Here is a 19,329-nt window from a genome sequence, read left to right on the forward strand (position 1 = left end):
AACCGCAGAGCAAGCCTGCAAGCCCGGCGAGGCCCGCCACCCTGTACAGAGTGCGCGGAGCATACCGGATTTCACATACGGAAAAAGGCTTGCAATGCAGGAAATACGCTGCGGCTCCTGCCGCCGCAAACTAGGCGAGGGGGAATACTTCCGCCTTTGCATCAAGTGCCCCAGGTGCGGGGCATTCAATCAGCTGAGCGCCGCGAGCGCCCCATCAGAGCCCCCCAGAGGGCCGACAGCTGAGATAAATGACAAATCCCATCATTCCCTGGATCGGCGGCAAGCGCCGCCTCGTCGACCTGCTGCTCAAGAGGTTTCCCCACCATAGCTGCTACGTCGAACTCTTCGCGGGCGGCGCGGCCGTCTACTTTGCCCGACACCCTGCGGACGTGGAAGTCCTCAACGATGTTAATGGTGACTTGGTCAACCTATATCGCGTCGTCACCCATCACTTGGAGGAGTTCGTGAGGCAATTCAAATGGGCGCTGACGAGCCGGCAGGTGTTCAAGTGGCTCCAGGAGACCCGGCCAGAAACGCTGACGGACGTGCAGCGTGCGGCCAGGTTCTTCTATCTGCAGCAGCACTGTTTCTCGGGGAAGGTCAGCGGGCAGAGCTTTGGCACGGCAACCACGGCGCCGGCTATCAATTTGCTGCGAATCGAAGAAACGCTGTCAGCAGCGCATTTGCGCCTGGCTGGCGGCACATATGTCGAGCAGCTCGATTGGGCGGCGTGCATTGACCGCTATGACCGGCCGCACACCCTGTTTTATGCGGACCCACCGTACTGGGAGACGGAAGGCTACGGTGTGCCATTCTCCTGGGAGCAATACGAGCAGATGGCGACCAAGCTCAAGACGATCAAGGGCAAGGCCGTGGTCAGCATCAACGACCACCCAGCGATCAGAGAGTGTTTTAAGGACTTCGAGATGGAGGCGCTCAAGCTCGACTACACCGTGGGCGGCGGTGCAAATCGGGTGGAACGGGGTGAGCTAATCATTTACAGTTGGGATCGCCAGGCTGAACCAGCAGGGCTTTTTTAAATTAAACATATCGCTAAGGAAGGAAGTAATGAATTACGATACTGCCGTTGAATGGGCGAAAATTCTCGCGACTCCAGCTGTTGCGGCAGTTGTCACAGTGACATTCGGCTTGATGCAGTTTCGGCTTGCCAAGGTGCAAGCTGATACAGCTAAGCAAGCAAAAGATATAGCTCACGATAAACTCAGACTAGATCTGCTGGAGCGTCGTATGAAGGTATATGACGTAGTCATAGAATTCATTCGTACAACACAGATGGAACGTCGCATTAATATGTCGGATGTGATCGATTTGACAAGAGATGTTCAAGTCGCAAAGTGGCTGTTTGGACCAGAGGTATATAAATTTCTTGATACCTTTTACACTACAGCACGCTTAGCAGCGATATCTTTCTTTGATGTCAACGAAGGTGATATGCGCAGCGAAGTGACGTTGAGTACGGCACGGCAGTTAGAGCAGGATAAATTTCTAACTTGGTTACTTGCCCAACAGCCAGTTTTTGAAGCACTTCTAAAGCCGTATCTCCAATTTTCCCAGCGCTCATAGGCAGATTTTTCGGAGAGACGCGCAGTACTGCTTGGAATGTTGTTGATCTAGCGGTAAGAAGCTGGATGATTGGCATTGAACGTCCCAAAGATTAAGACAAAGCCCCTTTCAAGGGGTTTTGCTAACTGGAGGAGCGTGCATGAGGCCTGTGCCAAAGCGAGCGCAACTTTGTGCCAAAGCGAGCGCAACTTTGTGCCAAAGCGAGCGCGACGCCATCGGAGGGGGCTTCGGGTTGCTAGGTGTTTTCCCCCGCATGTCTTCGCCGCGACAAGCTTTCCATGCAAAATAGCACGAACGTTCGTTTTAACAAGAATTTCGCATGTCCAGCGTTTCCGCCCCACGCCGCACCGCTCGCTCTCCGACCAACTCCAATGCCGATCCCAAGGCCGGCTCTTCCGTGCACGAAGCGGCTGCGCCCGCGCCGCGCCGCGCGCTGCACAAGGGTCAGCAGACCAAGGCCACCATTGTGGAGGCTGCCCTGAACCTGGCCACGCACATCGGGCTTGAGGGCCTGTCCATAGGCGCTCTGGCCGAGCTGACGGGCATGAGCAAGTCGGGCGTGTTCGCGCATTTTGGCTCGCGCGAGGAGCTGCAGATTTCCGTGGTGCATGAATACCACGACCGTTTCGAGCAGGAAGTGTTCTTCCCGGCGCTTCAGGCACCGCGCGGCGTGGCGCGTCTGCGGGCGCTGTTCGACAACTGGATGAAGCGCACCTCCATCGAGCTGGACTCGGGCTGCATCTATATCAGCGGCGCCGTGGAGTTCGACGACCGCACGGGGCCGGTGCGCGATGCGCTGACGGCTTCGGTCCAGACCTGGCACGCAGCCATGCGCCGCACCATCGTGCAGTGCCGCGAATGCGGCGACCTGCGTGCCGACCTGGACGAGAACCAGCTGCTGTTCGAGATCCACGGCCTGATCCTGGCCCTGCATTACGAGGCGCGCTTCCTGCGCAACGAAGGCTCCATGCAGCGCGCCATCGACGGCTTCGAGAGCATTCTGGCGCGCTACGCCAGCCCGACCTGATTTTTCAGTTTCACCGTTTTCACCGCATCCACTGCAAACCCCGCCAACACAGGAGAAGACAAATGCCCAGCTACAACCCGCCCCTGCGCGACATGCAATTCCTCATGCACGAGGTGTTCAAGGTCACGGATGACTACCGGCAGATGACGGCGCATGCCGAGGTCGATGCCGACACCATCAACGCCGTGCTGGAAGAGGCGGGCAAGTTCGCGGCCAATGTGACGTTTCCGCTGAACATCAGCGGCGATGCCGAGGGCTGCGTGCTGAACAAGGAAACCCACGAGGTCACCACGCCCAAGGGCTTCAAGGAGGCCTACCAGAAGTACGTGGAAGGCGGCTGGCCTTCGCTGTCCTGCGACACGGTCTATGGCGGCCAGGGCCTGCCCTTTGCGGTGAACTCGGCGCTGTACGAGATGCTCAACAGCGCCAACCAGGCCTGGACCATGTACCCCGGGCTGTCGCACGGCGCCTACGAGGCCCTGCATGTGCATGGCACGGAAGAGCAAAAGAAGCTGTACCTGCCCAAGCTGACCAGCGGCGAGTGGACCGGCACCATGTGCCTGACCGAGCCCCATTGCGGCACCGACCTGGGCCTGCTGCGCACCAAGGCCGAGCCCGTGGCCGGCGCGCCCGAGGGCACCTACAAAATCACCGGCAACAAGATCTTCATCAGCGCTGGCGAGCACGATTTCACAGAGAACATCGTCCACCTGGTGCTGGCCCGCCTGCCCGATGCGCCCCCGGGCTCCAAGGGCATCAGCCTGTTCGTGGTGCCCAAGTTCGTGGTCAAGGCCGATGGCTCGCTGGGCGAGCGCAACCCCATCTTCTGCGGCGCGCTGGAGCACAAGATGGGCATCCATGGCAATGCCACGGCTCAGATCAATATCGACGGCGCCATCGGCACCCTGGTGGGCCAGCCGAACAAGGGTCTGCAGGCCATGTTCGTGATGATGAATGCCGCCCGCCTGGGCGTGGGCAACCAGTCGCTGGGCCTGACCGAGGTGGCCTACCAGAACGCCCTGGCCTATGCCAAGGACCGCCTGCAGATGCGCAGCCTGTCGGGCACCAAGGCCAAGGACAAGCCGGCCGACCCCATCATCGTCCACCCCGACGTGCGCCGCATGCTGCTGACGGCCAAGGCCTATGCCGAAGGCGGCCGCGCGCTGGTGACCTACTGCGCCTTCCTGATCGACAAGGAGTTCAACCACCCAGACGAAAAGGTGCGCAAGGACAGCGCCGAGCTGGTGGCGCTGCTGACCCCCATCGTCAAGGCCTTCATCACCGACAACGGCTGGACGGCCACCACCATGAGCCAGCAGGTCTATGGCGGCCATGGCTTCATCACCGAATGGGGCATGGAGCAGTTCGTGCGCGATGCGCGCATCAACATGATCTATGAAGGCACGAACGGCATCCAGGCGCTGGACCTGCTGGGCCGCAAGGTGCTGGGCAACCAGGGCGCATCGCTCAAGAAGTTCGGCAAGCTGGTGGCGCAACTGGTGGAGGAAGAGGGCGTCAACGAGAAGATGGCCGAGTTCATCAATCCCATCGCCTACCTGGGCGACCAGATGACCAAGTTCACCACCGAGATCGGCTTCAAGGGCATGCAAAACCCCGACGAGGTGGGCGCCGCCTCTGTGGACTACCTGCGTGTGGCGGGCCACCTGGTGTTCGGCTACTTCTTCGCCCGCATGGCCCAGGTGGCGCTGCGTGAAATCGCCAAGGGCAACACCGACCCGTTCTACCAGGCCAAGCTGCAGACCGCGCGTTTCTACTTCGCCAAGCTGTTCCCCGAGACCGCGACGCTGATGCGCACGGCCCGCGCGGGCAGCAAGTCCCTGATGGACACGGACGCGGCGCTGGCCTGAACGGCTTCACTCCAACATGGGAGCACGGGCTGTGCGCATCAGCGTGGTCTGTGCGCCTTTCTAGGCGAAAGGGGTTTGAAATGAAGGCATATCAAGCACTGGCAGCAATGGTGCTGGGCCTCACGGCCGTCGCGGCGCAGGCGCAGATGACGCCCGTGGGCCTGTGGAAGAGCGTGGACGACAAGAGCGGCGAAGCCAAGTCCGAGATCCGCGTGGCCGAGAACGACGGCGTGGTCACGGGCCGCATCGAGCAGATCCTGCGCAAGGGCGCCGATCCGGCCGCCACCTGCACCGAGTGTTCTGACGACCGCAAGGGCCAGCCGCTCAAGGGGCTGGAGATCATCCGCGGCGCCAAGAAGGCCGAGGGCAAGGACGTCTGGGAAGGCGGCAAGATCCTCGACCCCGAAAACGGCAAGACCTACACCCTGCGCCTGACGCCCATCGAGGGCGGCGCCAAGCTCGAGGTGCGCGGCTCCATCGGCCCCTTTGGCCGCACCCAGACCTGGGTGCGCGTGCAGTAAACCATTCCGGAAGGCGGCCGCAGCGGCCGCCTTCCTCCCACTTGTGGAACATCCATGTCCCGATTCAATGTGAAGAAAGTCGCCGTGCTCGGCGCTGGCGTGATGGGAGCGCAGATCGCGGCCCATCTGGTCAATGTCAAGGTGCCCGTGGTGCTGTTCGACCTGCCTGCCAAGGAAGGCCCGAAAAGCGGCATCGCCGAGCGCGCCATCGCCAACCTCAAGAAGCTCAAGCCTTCGCCCATCGGCGTGGCCGAGGACGCGGACCTGATCCAGCCCGCCAACTACGAGGAGCACCTCAAGCTGCTCAAGGGCTGCGACCTGATCATCGAGGCCATTGCCGAGCGCATGGACTGGAAGCTCGATCTGTACACCAAGATCGCGCCCCATGTGGCCAAGCACGCCATCGTGGCGTCCAACACCTCGGGCCTGTCCATCACCAAGCTGTCCGAGGCGCTGCCCGACGCGATCAAGCCGCGCTTTTGCGGCATCCACTTCTTCAACCCGCCGCGCTACATGCCGCTGGTGGAGCTGATCGCCACGCCGACCACGCAGCCCGTGGTGCTGGACCAGCTCGAAGCCTTCGTCACCAGCGGCCTGGGCAAGGGCGTGGTGCGCGCCAAGGACACGCCCAACTTCATCGCCAACCGCATCGGCATCGCCGGCATGCTGGCCACCATGAAGGAGGTCGAGAACTTCGGCCTGACCTTCGACGTGGTCGATGACCTCACCGGCAAGAAGCTGGGCCGCGCATCCAGCGGTACCTTCCGCACGGCCGACGTGGTGGGCCTGGACACCATGGCCCATGTGATCAAGACGCTGCAGGACAACCTCAGCGCCGAGACCGATCCCTTCTACGGCAGCTTCGGCACGCCGCCCGTGCTGGCCAAGCTGATCGAGCTGGGCAACCTGGGCCAGAAGGCGAAGAAGGGCTTCTACAAGAAGGTCGGCCGCGATATCCTGCAGTTCGAGCTGGACAGCGAGGACTATGTGCCCGCAGGCGGCAAGGCCGACGAGGTCTATGGCCGCATGCTCAAGAAGCCCGCAGCCGAGCGCCTGAAGCTGCTGCGCAATGCCGAGGGGGCGCAGGGCCGCTTCCTGTGGGCCATCCTGCGCAACAGCTTCCACTACGCGGCCATCCACCTGGAGAGCATTGCGGAGTCCGCACGCGACGTGGACCAGGCCATGCGCTGGGGCTTCGGCATGAAGCAGGGCTCGTTCGAGCTGTGGCAGGAAGCCGGCTGGCTGGAAGTGGCGAAGATGGTCCAGGAGGACATCGATGCCGGCAAGGCATTGAGCAAGGCACCTCTGCCCAAGTGGGTCTTCGAAGGCCCGGTGGCCGAGGCCGGCGGCGTGCACACGGCGCAGGGCTCGTGGAGCCCTGCCAAGGGCCAGTTCGTGCCCCGCCGCGTGCTGCCCGTCTACGAGCGCCAGATCTTCCCCGAGAAGCTGCTGGGCGAAGACAGCCTGCCCGACTGGAAGACGGCAGGTACCACGATCGCCGAATCCAAGGCGCTGCGCACCTGGACGCTGGACGGCCAGATCCTGATCGCCAGCATCAAGAACAAGATGCACGCCATCAGCCCCGAAGTCATGGAAGCGCTGATGGAGGCCGTGGACGTGGCCGAGACCGACTTCCAGGGCATGGTCATCTGGTCGGGCGATGCGCCGTTCAGCGTGGGCGCCGACCTGGAAGCCACCATGCCGGCCTTCGTGATCGGCGGCGCCGACGCCATCGAAAGCGTGGAGCAGGAGCTGCAAAACCTGATGCTGCGCATCCGCTACGCCCAGGTGCCCGTGGTTGCGGCCATCCATGGCATGGCGCTGGGCGGCGGCTGCGAGCTGGCCGTGTACAGCGCACGCCGCGTGGCGCATATGGAAAGCTACATCGGCCTGGTGGAAGTCGGCGTGGGCCTGGTGCCCGGCGCGGGCGGCCTGACCTACATCGCGCGCCGCGCGGCAGAGAACGCCGCCACCAGCACGGGCAAGGACCTGCTGCCCTTCCTGACCGAAGGCTTCACGGCCGCGGCCATGGCCAAGGTGGGCACCAGTGCCATCGAGTCGCGCAAGCTGGGCTACCTGCTGGACAGCGACCTCATCGTGCCGCACAAGGACGAGCTGCTCTTCGTCGCCATCAACGAGGCCAAGTCCATGGCCGCAGGCGGCTGGCGTGCGCCGCTGCCGCGCAGCTTCCCCGTGGCGGGACGCAGCGGCGTGGCCACCATCAAGGGCTCGCTGGTCAACATGCGTGACGGCGGCTTCATCAGCGAGTTCGACCAGCATGTGGCCAGCCTGATCGCCAACGTGGTCTGCGGCGGCGACGTGGATGCGGGCACCCTGGTGGACGAGGCCTATCTGATGAAGCTCGAACGCAAGGCGTTCTGCCACCTGATCGGCCATCCCAAGACGCATGAACGCATTCTCGGAATGCTCAATACGGGCAAGCCCGTCCGGAATTGATATGTCCCCCCTGAGTCGCTTCGCGCCTTCCCCCAGGGGGACGACAGCCTCGCGGCGGGGCGGCCCTTGCTTGCTGTCCCTGACTTGGGACATGCCTGCGTTGCGGGCCGCGAATAACTGAGATCTAGGAGCAATCTCCATGAAACAAATCCAAGACGCCTACATCGTCGCCGCCACGCGCACGCCCATCGGCAAGTCGCACAAGGGCTTTTTCCGCAACTACCGTCCCGACGACCTGCTGGCGACCACGCTGAAGGCCGCGCTGGCCCAGGTGCCGGGGCTGGACCCGGCTGCCATCGAGGACATCATCTGCGGCTGCGCCATCCCCGAGGCCCAGCAGGGCCTGAACGTGGCGCGCATCAGCGCTGTGCTGGCGGGGCTGCCCACCAGCGTGGGTGGCATCACCGTGAACCGCTTCTGCGCCTCGGGCCTGTCGGCCGTGGCCATGGCGGCGGACCGCATCCGCGTGGGCGAGGCCGACGTGATGATCGCGGCCGGCGTCGAGAGCATGAGCATGGTGCCCATGATGGGCAACGCGCCCTCGCTGTCGCCGTCCATCTTCGAGCGCGATGGCGACGTGGGCATTGCCTATGGCATGGGCCTGACGGCCGAGAAGGTGGCCCAGCAGTGGAAGGTCTCGCGCGATGCGCAGGACGCCTTTGCGCTGGAGTCGCACCGCCGTGCCCTGGCCGCGCAGCAGGCCGGCGAGTTCAAGGACGAGATCACGCCCATCGAGGTCACTGACCGGAGCCTGGACCTGGCCAAGGGCGAACCCGTGGTGCGCACGCGCACCGTGGAGCTGGACGAGGGCGCACGCCCCGACACCAGCCTGGAAGGCCTGGGCAAGCTGCGCACCGTGTTCGCGGCGCGCGGCTCGGTGACGGCCGGCAACAGCTCGCAGACCAGCGATGGCGCAGGCGCGCTGATCCTGGCCAGCGGCGCCGCCGTGCAGCGCTTCGGCCTCACGCCGCTGGCGCGCTTCGTGAGCTATGCCAGCAAGGGCGTGCCGCCGGCCATCATGGGCATCGGCCCCATCGAAGCCATCCCGGCCGCGCTGCGCTATGCGGGCCTCAAGCAGGACGACATCGACTGGTTCGAGCTCAACGAAGCCTTTGCCGCCCAGTCGCTGGCCGTGGTCAACACGCTGGGGCTGGACCCCGCCAAGGTCAATCCCATGGGCGGCGCCATCGCCCTGGGCCACCCGCTGGGTGCCACAGGCGCCATCCGCTCGGCCACCGTGGTGCATGCGCTGCGCCGCAAGCAATTGCGCTACGGCATGGTGACGATGTGCGTCGGAATGGGCCAGGGCGCCGCCGGCATCTTCGAGAGGATGTAGCACCCCCTGAGCGGCTTTGCCGCTTCCCCCGTTGCACGGCGCCTCTCTACTCGCTGCGCGAGGGAGGGGGACGACACCCTCGGTGCGGGGCGGCCCTTCCTTGGTGTCCCTGGCGTGGGGCCGCGCCGGTTTTTGACTTGGTGTCAGCACATTGCGGCACCGACCAGGAGACAGCCATGGAACAACACCAACTCAGCAGCGATGGCGCCACGCTGGCGCTGCGCGTCTACACGCCCGCTGCCCCGCCGCGCGCCAGCGTGGTCATCGGCGGGGCCATGGGGGTGCGCCAGGCCTTCTACGAGGCCTTTGCCACCTGGCTTGCGGGCCAGGGCTATCGGGTGACCAGCTTTGACTACCGGGGCCATGGCGATTCCCTGCAAGGCTCTTTGCGCCAGGTGCGTGCCGACCTGTGCGACTGGGCGCGCGACTACGAGGCGGTGATCGCCCATGCCAAGGCGCAGCTGCCGGACCAGCCGCTGTTCCTGATCGGCCACAGCCTGGGCGCCCAGCTGCCGGGCCTGCTGCGCTCCCCGCAGCTGGTGGACGGCCTTTTGAGCATTGCGGCCGGCAGCGGCTACTGGCGCGACAATGCGCCCCGCCTCAAGCGCATGGTTCCCTATTTCTGGCATGTGCTGGTGCCCGTGGCCACGCGCCTGTGCGGCTACTTTCCGGGCCGGCGCCTGCGCAAGGTGGGCGACCTGCCGGCAGGCGTCATGCTGCAGTGGCGCCGCTGGTGCCTGAATCCGCGCTACAGCGTGGGTGCCGAGGGCGAGGCCGCCGCGCGCAGCTACGCCGCCGTGCGCTTTCCGGTGATGGCGCTGTCCATGAGCGACGACGAACTCATGACCTGGCGCGGCACCGAGCACCTGTTCGCGCTCTACGCCAATGCCCCCAGCCGCATCGAGCGCATCGAACCCAAGGCCCTGCAGTTGCGGCGCATAGGGCATTTCGGTTTCTTCCGCGCCGATATGCGCGACGCGCTCTGGGGCCGGGCCGTGGACGTGTTCTCGGGCTGGACCAAGGCGCCGGCCGCCGCGGCCCACCCGCGCTTTCCCTCACCCGCAGAGTCGCCGGCTTGACGGACGCGGGCGCCGCTTGCCATCACACTCGTTTGCCATGAGCACAGACATCCATCCTCTCGACCAGGCCGTGGCGCTCACGCCCACCGGCGCCGTGGGCCACTACCAGGGCCAGACCACGCAGGACTACTGGAACATGGTGGGCCCGTACGGCGGCATCACCGCCGCCGCGCTGGTGCAGGCCATCCAGCAGCATCCGCTGTGCCTGGGCGATCCGCTGTCCATCACCGTCAACTACGCGGCCGCGCTGGGCGCGGGGCGCTTCGACATCGAGGCCCGCCCCGTTCGCACCAACCGCTCCACCCAGCACTGGCTGCTGACCATCACCCAGCCCGACCAGGATGGCGATGCCCAGGTCGTCACCACGGCCACGGCCGTCACGGCCGTGCGGCGCAGCACCTGGGGCGGCACCGACCTGGCCATGCCCGAGGTGCCGTCGCCCGCCGCCGTGCCGCGCGTGCCGCCGCTGGGCGGCGTGGAATGGCTCAACCGCTACGACATGCGCTTTCTCGACGGCATCATTCCCCAGACCTGGGATGGCCGCGAGACCGACAGCCTCACTCGCCTGTGGGTGCGCGACGAGCCGCCGCGCGCACTGGATTTTTGCGCGCTGGCCGGCCTGGCTGACGTATTCTTCCCGCGCGTGTGGCTGCGCCGCGCACAGCGCACCCCGGCGGGCACGGTGTCCATCACCGTCTACTTCCATGCGGGGCGCGAGGAACTGGCCGCCGCAGGCACGGGCCACCTGCTGGCCCAGGCGCGCGGCCAGGAATTTCGCAACGGCTTCTTCGACCAGAGCGCCCAGCTGTGGAGCGAGGCCGGCGTGATGCTGGCGAGCAGCCACCAGATCGTGTATTTCAAGGAATAAGCAAGGCAAGACCATCATGAGCGAAACCACCCAGGACATCCTCGTGCACACCGAAGCCGGTGTCTGCACCATCACCTTCAACCGCGCCGACAAGAAGAACTCCATCACCGAGGCCATGTACGCCAGCATGGCCGATGCGCTGGCCCAGGCCGGCGAAGACGCCGCCGTGCGCTGCGTGGTCTTCCAGGGCGACATGGCCATCTTCAGCGCGGGCAACGACATTGCCGACTTCCTCAAGCAGTCGGCCGGCGGCGCCGCCAGGCCGGAGGGCGAGCAGCGCCCCGTCTGGCGCTTCCTGCACAACATCGCCGCCTTTCCCAAGCCCGTGATCGCCGCCGTCTGCGGCCCGGCCGTGGGCATCGGCACCACCTTGCTGCTGCACTGCGACCTGGTCTATGCGGGCGACAACGCGGCCTTCTCGCTGCCCTTCGTGAACCTGGGCCTGTGCCCCGAAGCGGCCTCCAGCCTGCTGCTGCCCCAGATGCTCGGCTACCACCGCGCGGCCGAGGCCCTGCTGCTGGGCGAGCCCTTCCTGGCCGAAGCCGCCCTGGAAGTGGGCCTGGTCAACCGCGTCGTGCCGCCCAGCGAATGCAATGCGCTGGCCCAGGCCCAGGCCAGGAAGCTGGCGGCCAAGCCGCTGTCGGCCCTGATCGAGACCAAGCGCCTCATGAAGGCCGGCCAGTCCGGCCTGGTGCGCGAGCGCATGGCCGAGGAGGGCGCGAGCTTCGGCAAGCTGATGGGCGGGCCTGCTGCCAAGGAGGCGTTCACCGCGTTCATGGAGAAGCGCAAGCCGGACTTCAGCCAGTGCTGAAATCCACGAAGGCCTCTGAGGTGCCCGTGCAGTTCGAGCCCGAGTTCATCGCCGGGCTGCGCGAGGTGTTCGAGCGCCAGATCGCCTTCAACCAGGTGCTGGGCCTGCGCATCACCGAAGTGCTGCCCGAGCGGGTTGAAGGCCGCATCACCATGCGGCCCGAGCTCATAGGCCACGCGGCCTACCAGCGCATCCACGGCGGCGTGATCAGCGCCGGCCTGGACTCCATGGGCGGCCTGGCCGTCATGGCCGCCATCGGTGCCAAGCACATGGACGACGCGCCGCTGCAGCGCCTGCACCGCTTCTCGCGCCTGGGCACCATCGACCTGCGCGTGGACTACCTGCGCCCCGGCATAGGCAGCGAATTTATCCTGCGCGCCGAGGTGCTGCGGCTGGGCTCGCGCGTGGCCAACACGCGCATGGAATTCCTGGGGGCCGATGGCAGCTTGCTGTCCACGGGGACGGCGGCGTACATCGTTTCTTGAAGCATGGCCCGCTGACTGCGGGCCTTCTTTTTGCGTTTCTTCACCCCCAGTGCGCGCGCCACACGGCCCAGGCCGTGCCTGCGCCATAGGCGGCCATGGCCACGGCCACGAGGATGAACAGCGACTGGGCGCTGCCCAGGCCGCTGGACATGAGCCAGCCGCCGCCCACCACCACGATCAGCAGGCGCACGGTGCCGGCCAGCACGGGCGCCCAGACGCGGCCTGCTCCCAGGGAGGCGAAGTACAGCACCAGTCCCAGGCCGAACAGCCCGAAGGCCGGGCCCACGGTGCGCAGGTAGAGGTCGGCGTAGGCGCGCACGGCCGGGTCGCCGGTGAAAATGCCCGACCACAGCTGCGGCCAGACCATGACCACCAGCCCCAGCACGCCCAGCAGGGCCGCTGCCATGGCGCCGCCCGACCAGGCCACGCGGCGCGCGCGCGCCACCTGGCCGGCGCCCATGGCCATGCCCACCATGGGCACGGCGGCCATGCCGACGCCGAAGGCCATGGGGATCAGCAGGAACTCCAGCCGCTGGCCAATGCCGTAGCCGGCCAGTGCCAGCGGGCCCAGGCGGGCGACCATGCCTGTCAGCAGCAGCGCGGCCAGCGCCGTTTGCACGGGAGACAGGCAGGCGAGGGCGCCCACGCGCAGGATGTCGCGAAACATGGGCCAGGCCAGGCGGGGCCTGCGCCAGTCCAGTTGCAGGCGCTGCTGGCCCCATTGCAGATAGGCCAGGAAAACTGCGACGGCCAGTGCCATGGCCACGATGTTGCCCACGGCCACGCCCGGCATGCCCCAGCGCGGCATGGGTCCCAGGCCCAGCCCCAGCGTGCCGCCGACGGCGATCTGCACCAGCGAGGCCGCAAAGATCACGGCCGACGGCATGCGCATATTGCCCGTGCCCCGCACCACCGAGGCCAGCGTATTGCACAGCCACACCAGGATGGCGCCGCTGAACAGCACGGCGCCGAAGCCCGTGGCCGCTGCCAGCACCTCGCCGCGCCCGCCCAGCCAGCCGTAGAAGGTGGCGCCGCACAGCACGAAGATGAGCGAGTACAGCAGGCCTGCGATGGTGCCGATGACGATGGCGTGCAGGGCCAGTGCCGAGGCACGCGCGCCGTCGCCCGCGCCCAGCGCGCGGCTGATGGCCGAGGACACGCCGCTGCCCATGGCACCGTTGCTCATCATCTGCGTGAGCATGGCCAGCGGAAACACCAGGGCCATGGCCGCCAGCGATACGGTTCCCAGCTGCCCTACGTAGTAGGTCTCGGCCACGGCGACCAGCACCGACATGCTCAGCGCCACCATGTTGGGCACGGCCAGGCGCACCAGGGTGGAAGCGATGGGGCCGCTGACCAACGGATGCGCGGACCCGCTGGCCGCAGCGCCAGGGGCTGCGGAGGACAGGGCGGCGCTCATTCCGCGCTCTCCTGCGTGGCGGTTTCCAGCACGGGCAGCATGCCCAGCACCAGGCTTTCCAGCGCGCCGATCTGCTCGCTGCCGCACAGCTCGCGCACGCGCTGCTGGGCCTGGCGCCACAGGGCGGCAGCCTCGCGGATGCGGGCGCGGCCTTCGGGCGTGACCACCACGCAGCGGCTGCGCGCATCCGCGCCAGGAACCAGGTCGATGAAGCCGGCCTGCTGCAGCGTACGCAGGTTGCGCGTCATCGTCGTGCGGTCGGTGTGCAACTGCTCAGCCAGGGCCGAGACCGTGGGCGGGCCGTCGGGCGCATTGCGCGCCTGCACCAGCAGGCTGAACTGCGTGCCGCGCAGGCCGCTTGGCGCCAGCGTGTCGTCATAGAGCTGGGAGATCTTGCGCGACAGGCTGCGCACCATGAAGCAGGTGCAGACCGGACTGGCGGCGCTTGAGGTGGAGGAGGTCATGGGGCGTTGGGCAGGTGGCCTGGAATGGAAATGAGTGTAGGTGCACCTATTGATTTGCGCATGTCCGCTGCGCGACCTGCGCATGCGCGGTGTGTGATCGAGAAAGGCTTGCAAGCACATGAAACGGGAGAACCATCTGGTTACTTTTCTTGCGAGATGCCGGCATTTGTTGCCAGTTCGTGTGCGTAGCATCGGATTTTTCCGAAGGAGACCCACCCATGGCTGTTCAGAACCCGTTCTTTGGCAAGCGCGACAACGATGCTTTCACCTCCCGCAACACCCTGGGCAGCGGCATAGGCGCCACCGGTACGGGCGGCAGCCCCTCCGGTGCCGTCACGCCCAGCTCCAGCGTGACAAGTCCGTCGACCGCCCAGCGCCAGGCATCGGCCGTGGCGCAGGACTCCCAGGGCAGCAAGCTCACCGTAGGCCCCAATATCAAGCTCAAGGGCGTGGAGATCACCGACTGCGACACGCTGGTCGTCGAAGGCACGGTGGAAGCCACCATGGACTCGCGCGTGATCCAGATCGCCGAGCAGGGTGCCTTCCACGGCACGGCCGAAATCGACATCGCCGAGATCCATGGCGTGTTCGACGGCACGCTGACCGTGCGCGAGAAGCTGGTCATCTACGGCACGGGCAAGGTCAGCGGCAAGATCCGCTACGGCAAGGTGGTGATCGAAGAGGGCGGCGAGCTCACGGGCCAGATCGAGGCCGGCTCCTCGCCGCGCTCGTCCTCGTCGGGTTCGGCTGTGGCATCCAGCGCCTCCAGCCTGTCTTCCTCGTCGGCAGCCTCCAGCGACAGCGCCGCCAGCAGCTCCGCTGCGCTGGCCGCGGCCAGCGCGGCCGCCTCGCTGCAGCCGCGCGTCACGCCCTCGCTGGCCTGAGCCACCCTTGCGCCGGAAATGAAAAAGCGACCTGCAAAGGTCGCTTTTTTCATGGCTGCAGATGGGCGGGTTCAGCCGGCCTGCTGCTGCTTGCGTTCTGCATTGCGCTCGGCCGCTGCGCGCCAGGAACGCACCTGGTCGTTGTCCGGCAGCGACTGGGGCTTGCCCTGGCCATCGATGGCCACGTAGGTCAGCAGGGCTTCGGTCACCTTGACGAAGCGGCCCTGGTCGGCAAAGCGCTCGGCATAGACCTCGACATCGACCGTGACCGAGGTGCGGCCCACGCGCTGCACGCTGGAGTAGAACGACAGGATGTCGCCCACGCGCACGGGCTGCTTGAAGATGAACTCGTTCACGGCCACGGTGACCATGCGGCTCTGGCCCAGGCGCGAGGGCAGCACCGAACCTGCCAGGTCGACCTGCGCCATCACCCAGCCTCCGAAGATGTCGCCATTGGCATTGACATCGGCAGGCATGGGAATGACCTTGAGAACCAGCTCCTTGTCTGCGGGCAAGGGATGGGGCGGGAGGTCTGGGCGGGGTGGCATGGGCACAATCGGGTCAATATAACAACCGAGAATTGTCTTTCATGCGACGCGAGAGCGCTTCCCCTACGGATTTACCCTTGGTCCCAACCCCGGCACCGTCGCGGGACTGGAACGCGCTGCGGCGCCTGCTGCCCTACCTGTGGCAATACAAGTGGCGCGTGCTGGCGGCGCTGGGCTTCATGATCGGGGCCAAGCTCGCCAACGTGGGCGTGCCGGTGCTGCTCAAGCACCTGGTCGATGCGCTGGATCTGAAGGCCGGCGATGCCCGCGCGGTGCTCGTCGTGCCCGTGGCCCTGTTGCTGGCCTACGGGCTGCTGCGCTTTTCCAGCTCGCTGTTCACCGAGCTGCGCGACCTGGTCTTTGCCAAGGCCACGCAGGGCGCCTCGCGGGCGATTGCGCTGTCCACCTTCGAGCACCTGCATGCGCTGAGCCTGCGCTTTCACCTGGAGCGCCAGACCGGCGGCATGACGCGCGACATCGAGCGCGGCGTGCGCAGCACCGAGTCGCTGATCTCGTATTCGCTCTACAGCATCCTGCCCACCTTCATCGAGATGGCGCTGGTGCTGGGTATCCTGGCGCTGCGCTTCGACATCTGGTTCGCGGTCATCACGCTGGCGGCGCTGGTGTTCTACATCACGTTCACCGTCACGGTGACCGAGTGGCGCACGCGCTTTCGGCGCGAGGCCAATGCCCAGGAGTCGGCGGCGCACACCAAGGCCATCGACTCGCTGCTGAACTACGAGACCGTCAAGTACTTCGGCAACGAGGGCTTCGAGGCGCGGCGCTACGACGAGAACCTGGAGGCGCTGCGCCGCGTGCGCCTCAAGAGCCAGAGCACGCTGAGCCTGCTCAACTGCGGGCAGCAGCTGATCATCGCCACGGCCCTGGTCGCCATCCTCTGGCGGGCCACGCAGGGCGTGGTGGATGGCCGCCTGTCGCTGGGCGACCTGGTCATGGTCAATGCCTTCATGATCCAGCTCTACATTCCACTGGGCTTTCTGGGCGTGATCTACCGCGAGATCAAGCAGAGCCTGACCGACCTGGAGCGCATGTTCACCCTCATGGACAAGGAACGCGAGGTGGCCGACGCGCCCGGCGCCCAGCCGCTGCAGACCCATGGCGCACCGCCCGAGCTGCGCTTCGAGCATGTGGACTTCGCCTATGACCCCGAGCGGCCCATCCTCAAGGACGTGAGCTTCACCATTCCCGCCGGCAAGACCGTGGCCGTGGTCGGCCCTTCGGGCTCGGGCAAGAGCACGCTGGCGCGGCTGATCTTCCGCTTCTACGACGTGCAGTCCGGCCATGTGCGCATCGCCGGGCACGACCTGCGCGAGCTGACCCAGGACAGCGTGCGCGGCGCCGTGGGCATCGTGCCGCAGGACACGGTGCTGTTCAACGACACGGTGGAATACAACATCGCCTACGGCCGCCCTGGCGCCAGCCGCGAGCAGGTGGTGGCGGCCGCGCGCGCCGCGCGCATCCACGACTTCATCGAGGCCACGCCCCAGGGCTATGCCACGCGCGTGGGCGAACGCGGCCTGAAGCTGTCGGGCGGCGAAAAGCAGCGGGTGGCGATTGCGCGCACCCTGCTCAAGGACCCGCCCATCCTGATCTTCGACGAGGCGACGTCGGCGCTGGACTCGGCCAACGAGCGCGCCATCCAGGCCGAGCTGCAAAGCGCCGCGCGCAACAAGACGGCGCTGGTGATTGCCCACCGCCTGTCCACCGTGGTCGATGCGCACGAGATCCTGGTCATGGAGGCGGGCCGCATCGTCGAGCGCGGCACCCACGCCCAGCTGGTCGCGGCGGGCGGGCGCTATGCGGACATGTGGGCGCTGCAGCAAAGCGGGGAGCCCGCCGTGCTGTAGCGCGGGGCGGCCGGGTGCCTGGACGGCTTCAGGGCTTGAGGTGCGTGACCAGGAACTGCTCCATGGCCTCGTAGAACTCGAACTTGTTCTCGTCGTTGTGAAAGCCGTGGCCCTCGTTGTCCTTGACCATGTACTGCACCTCGACGCCGCGCTCGCGCAGCGCCTTCACCACCTGGTCGCTCTCGTCCTTGTTCACGCGCGGATCGCGCGCGCCCTGGGCGATGAACAGCGGCGCCTTGATGCGGTCCACATGCAGGGCCGGCGAGGTGGCGGCCAGGCGCTCCCTGTCGCGCTCGGGATCACCCACCATGGCGTGCATCTGGTCCAGCAGCGGCTTCCAGTAGGGCGGAATGGTCTTCATGAAGGTGAACAGGTTGGACACGCCCACATAGTCCACGGCCGCCGCATACAGGTCGGGCGTGAAGGCCACGCCGGCCAGCGTGGCATAGCCGCCATAGCTGCCGCCGTAGATGCCGATGCGCGCAGGGTCGGCAATGCCCTGGGCGATCAGCCAGTTCACGCCGTCGGTGATGTCGTCCTGCATCTTCAGGCCCCACTGGCCGAATCCCGCTTCCCAGAACGCGCGGCCATAGCCCGTGGAGCCGCGGAAATTCACCTGCAGCACGCAAAAGCCCCGGTTGGCCAGGAACTGCACCTCGGGGTTGTAGCCCCAGCCGTCGCGGGCCCAGGGGCCGCCGTGCGGGTTGATGATGCAGGCCAGGTTCCTGGGCTCGCGGCCGGCCGGCAGGGTCAGGTAGCCGTGGATGGTCAGGCCGTCGCGGCTGGTGTAGCTGACGGGCTGCACGCGCGACATGGCGGACTCGGGGATGGCCGGGTTGATGTCGGCCAGCTTGGTCAGCGCGTCGGCGGCCGCGTCGTAGATGTAGCGCGCGCCCGGCGTGCGGTCGTTGAAGGCGGCGACGATGAACTTGTCCTCGGCGCGGTTGGCGCCCTGGATGGCGAAGTCGTAGCCGGGCAGCTGCGCAGCCAGCCGGCCGTAGAGGGCTTCGGTCTCGGCATCGAAGAAACGGTACTGCGGCTTGTCGGTCTGGTAGGCGGCCAGGGTCAGCACGCGGCGCTTGCGCGAATAGGCCGCCGCGCCCAGATCGACTTCCTCGGGCACGAAGATTTCCTCTTCCTCGTCGGGCCGGGCCGGGTCGATGACCACCAGGGCCAGCTTGTCGCGGCCCCGGTTGGACAGGGCGTAGAGCTTTTGGTCGTCGAAGGTGAAGAAGGCCGGGCTGACGCTGGTGCGGTAATCGGTGGTGATCAGGGGCTGGAACTCGCCGGCCTCGTCGTCGCGGTAGAGCAGGGCGCTGTTCAGGCCGTCGCTGGCCACGGCGGCCCGCACGCGGCCTGCGTGGTCGGTCTGCCAGCCGACGATGTTGCCGGGGTTCTGCGCCACCAGTTGCGCCGCCCCCGTGTGCACGTTCACGCGGTACACGTCGAAGACCTCGGCATCGCGCCGGTTGTGGCTGATCAGCACATGGTCGGGGTCGTCTTCCAGGTCGTCCTCGATGCTGGCGCGCACGCCTTCCCAGGGCGTCAGGTCGGTGGCTTCGCCGCTGCGCGCGTTGACTGCCAGCACATGGAAGTTCTCGTCGCCGCCGAAGTCCTTCTGGTAGAGCACTACATCCGGGCCCTTCCAGAAGAAGTTGCTGATGTCGCGCTCGGTCTCGGCCGTGATGCGGCGCGGCTCGCCCACAGGGGTGCTGCCCTCCAGCGCCTGCACATGGATGTTCATGCGCGCCGGATGGCCGTCCACGCTGACGGGCTGCATGAAGCCCAGCATGCTTCCGTCATCGGCCAGGCGGAAGAAGCCGCGCTCCGGATTGCGGAAGAAGTCCTTGATCGGATAGGCCTGCGGAGCCTGCGCATCGGCGCTGGCATCCCGTGCCAGGTTGAGGATGTGGGCGGCCATGGCGGGGTGTCGGGAAAACGTCGGCAAGGGTGACCTCCTGGGTTGCAGCGGCAGGGGAAAAAGGGAGCCGGCCATGATGCCATGGCGCTGTATACAAACAGGCGGGACACTGTCTTTGATGGGATTGGTTGTATACATTTGATTGGTGTTTTCCCGTGTTTTTGCGGAAAAATGCACCATGAATCGCC

Annotated in this window: 18 protein-coding genes; 14 read left to right on the top strand and 4 right to left on the bottom strand. The window is 66.2% G+C overall.

Annotated elements, in window-relative coordinates; translation table 11 throughout:
- Window positions 1–94 precede the first annotated feature (94 nt).
- The 12 genes from ACF8ML_RS25470 to ACF8ML_RS25525 all read left to right on the top strand — a co-directional run bounded on the left by ACF8ML_RS25470 (window position 95) and on the right by ACF8ML_RS25525 (window position 12,036).
- Entirely contained in the window at window positions 95–328 is a 234-nt protein-coding gene (locus ACF8ML_RS25470; RefSeq protein ID WP_392408315.1) for a Com family DNA-binding transcriptional regulator, read from the top strand.
- On the top strand, window positions 249–1,040 hold the full coding sequence (locus ACF8ML_RS25475) for a DNA adenine methylase (RefSeq protein WP_392408316.1): 792 nt from the start codon (window positions 249–251) through the stop codon (window positions 1,038–1,040). Before ACF8ML_RS25470 ends, ACF8ML_RS25475 begins: the two co-directional genes overlap by 80 nt.
- Before the next feature lie 28 nt (window positions 1,041–1,068).
- Window positions 1,069–1,584 (top strand): hypothetical protein, encoded by a 516-nt coding sequence (locus tag ACF8ML_RS25480; protein WP_392408317.1) that lies wholly within the window; start codon window positions 1,069–1,071, stop codon window positions 1,582–1,584.
- Window positions 1,585–1,903: 319 nt separating this feature from the next.
- On the top strand, window positions 1,904–2,611 hold the full coding sequence (locus ACF8ML_RS25485) for a TetR/AcrR family transcriptional regulator (RefSeq protein WP_016446433.1): 708 nt from the start codon (window positions 1,904–1,906) through the stop codon (window positions 2,609–2,611).
- 62 nt (window positions 2,612–2,673) lie between these two features.
- The gene (locus tag ACF8ML_RS25490; protein WP_392408318.1) at window positions 2,674–4,479 is read left to right on the top strand and encodes an acyl-CoA dehydrogenase C-terminal domain-containing protein; all 1,806 of its coding nucleotides are present in this window, start codon (window positions 2,674–2,676) and stop codon (window positions 4,477–4,479) included.
- 80 nt (window positions 4,480–4,559) lie between these two features.
- Window positions 4,560–5,000 carry a DUF2147 domain-containing protein gene (locus ACF8ML_RS25495; protein WP_016446431.1) on the top strand — a complete coding sequence of 147 codons (441 nt, stop codon included), beginning with the start codon at window positions 4,560–4,562 and terminating at the stop codon, window positions 4,998–5,000.
- Between the two features lie 54 nt (window positions 5,001–5,054).
- Window positions 5,055–7,457 (top strand): 3-hydroxyacyl-CoA dehydrogenase/enoyl-CoA hydratase family protein, encoded by a 2,403-nt coding sequence (locus ACF8ML_RS25500; RefSeq protein WP_392408320.1) that lies wholly within the window; start codon window positions 5,055–5,057, stop codon window positions 7,455–7,457.
- Between the two features lie 139 nt (window positions 7,458–7,596).
- Window positions 7,597–8,793 carry an acetyl-CoA C-acyltransferase gene (locus ACF8ML_RS25505; protein ID WP_061287125.1) on the top strand — a complete coding sequence of 399 codons (1,197 nt, stop codon included), beginning with the start codon at window positions 7,597–7,599 and terminating at the stop codon, window positions 8,791–8,793.
- 176 nt (window positions 8,794–8,969) lie between these two features.
- Entirely contained in the window at window positions 8,970–9,872 is a 903-nt protein-coding gene (locus ACF8ML_RS25510; protein ID WP_061287124.1) for an alpha/beta fold hydrolase, read from the top strand.
- Between the two features lie 37 nt (window positions 9,873–9,909).
- The gene (locus tag ACF8ML_RS25515; RefSeq protein ID WP_034365068.1) at window positions 9,910–10,740 is read left to right on the top strand and encodes an acyl-CoA thioesterase II; all 831 of its coding nucleotides are present in this window, start codon (window positions 9,910–9,912) and stop codon (window positions 10,738–10,740) included.
- Window positions 10,741–10,756: 16 nt separating this feature from the next.
- Window positions 10,757–11,551: an enoyl-CoA hydratase gene (locus tag ACF8ML_RS25520; protein ID WP_013804194.1), complete on the top strand. Its 795-nt coding sequence runs from the start codon at window positions 10,757–10,759 to the stop codon at window positions 11,549–11,551.
- Entirely contained in the window at window positions 11,545–12,036 is a 492-nt protein-coding gene (locus ACF8ML_RS25525) for a thioesterase family protein (protein ID WP_034365063.1), read from the top strand. The genes ACF8ML_RS25520 and ACF8ML_RS25525 overlap by 7 nt, the downstream gene beginning before the upstream one ends.
- 40 nt (window positions 12,037–12,076) lie before the next feature.
- Here the strand turns inward: ACF8ML_RS25525 and ACF8ML_RS25530 are convergent, their stop codons facing one another.
- Window positions 12,077–13,456: an MATE family efflux transporter gene (locus ACF8ML_RS25530; RefSeq protein ID WP_392408321.1), complete on the bottom strand. Its 1,380-nt coding sequence runs from the start codon at window positions 13,454–13,456 to the stop codon at window positions 12,077–12,079.
- Entirely contained in the window at window positions 13,453–13,920 is a 468-nt protein-coding gene (locus ACF8ML_RS25535; protein ID WP_013804191.1) for a MarR family winged helix-turn-helix transcriptional regulator, read from the bottom strand. The genes ACF8ML_RS25530 and ACF8ML_RS25535 overlap by 4 nt, the downstream gene beginning before the upstream one ends.
- A gap of 218 nt (window positions 13,921–14,138) precedes the next feature.
- On the opposite strand from ACF8ML_RS25535, the gene ACF8ML_RS25540 reads away from it, so the two are divergent.
- Window positions 14,139–14,804: a polymer-forming cytoskeletal protein gene (locus ACF8ML_RS25540; protein ID WP_016446423.1), complete on the top strand. Its 666-nt coding sequence runs from the start codon at window positions 14,139–14,141 to the stop codon at window positions 14,802–14,804.
- Window positions 14,805–14,875: 71 nt separating this feature from the next.
- Here the strand turns inward: ACF8ML_RS25540 and ACF8ML_RS25545 are convergent, their stop codons facing one another.
- Complete coding sequence (locus tag ACF8ML_RS25545) at window positions 14,876–15,352, bottom strand: acyl-CoA thioesterase (protein WP_012203278.1); 477 nt, start codon at window positions 15,350–15,352, stop codon at window positions 14,876–14,878.
- Window positions 15,353–15,393: 41 nt separating this feature from the next.
- Here ACF8ML_RS25545 and ACF8ML_RS25550 point away from each other — a divergent pair, with 41 nt between their 5' ends.
- Complete coding sequence (locus ACF8ML_RS25550) at window positions 15,394–17,220, top strand: ABC transporter ATP-binding protein/permease (RefSeq protein WP_312840008.1); 1,827 nt, start codon at window positions 15,394–15,396, stop codon at window positions 17,218–17,220.
- Window positions 17,221–17,248: 28 nt separating this feature from the next.
- Here ACF8ML_RS25550 and ACF8ML_RS25555 read toward each other — a convergent pair whose 3' ends face one another.
- Entirely contained in the window at window positions 17,249–19,141 is a 1,893-nt protein-coding gene (locus ACF8ML_RS25555; protein WP_392408350.1) for an alpha/beta hydrolase family protein, read from the bottom strand.
- Between the last annotated feature and the right edge of the window lie 188 nt (window positions 19,142–19,329).

Source organism: Delftia sp. WSY_10, from assembly GCF_043104705.1.
In the GTDB taxonomy this organism is placed as follows: Bacteria; Pseudomonadota; Gammaproteobacteria; order Burkholderiales; family Burkholderiaceae_C; genus Comamonas; species Comamonas tsuruhatensis.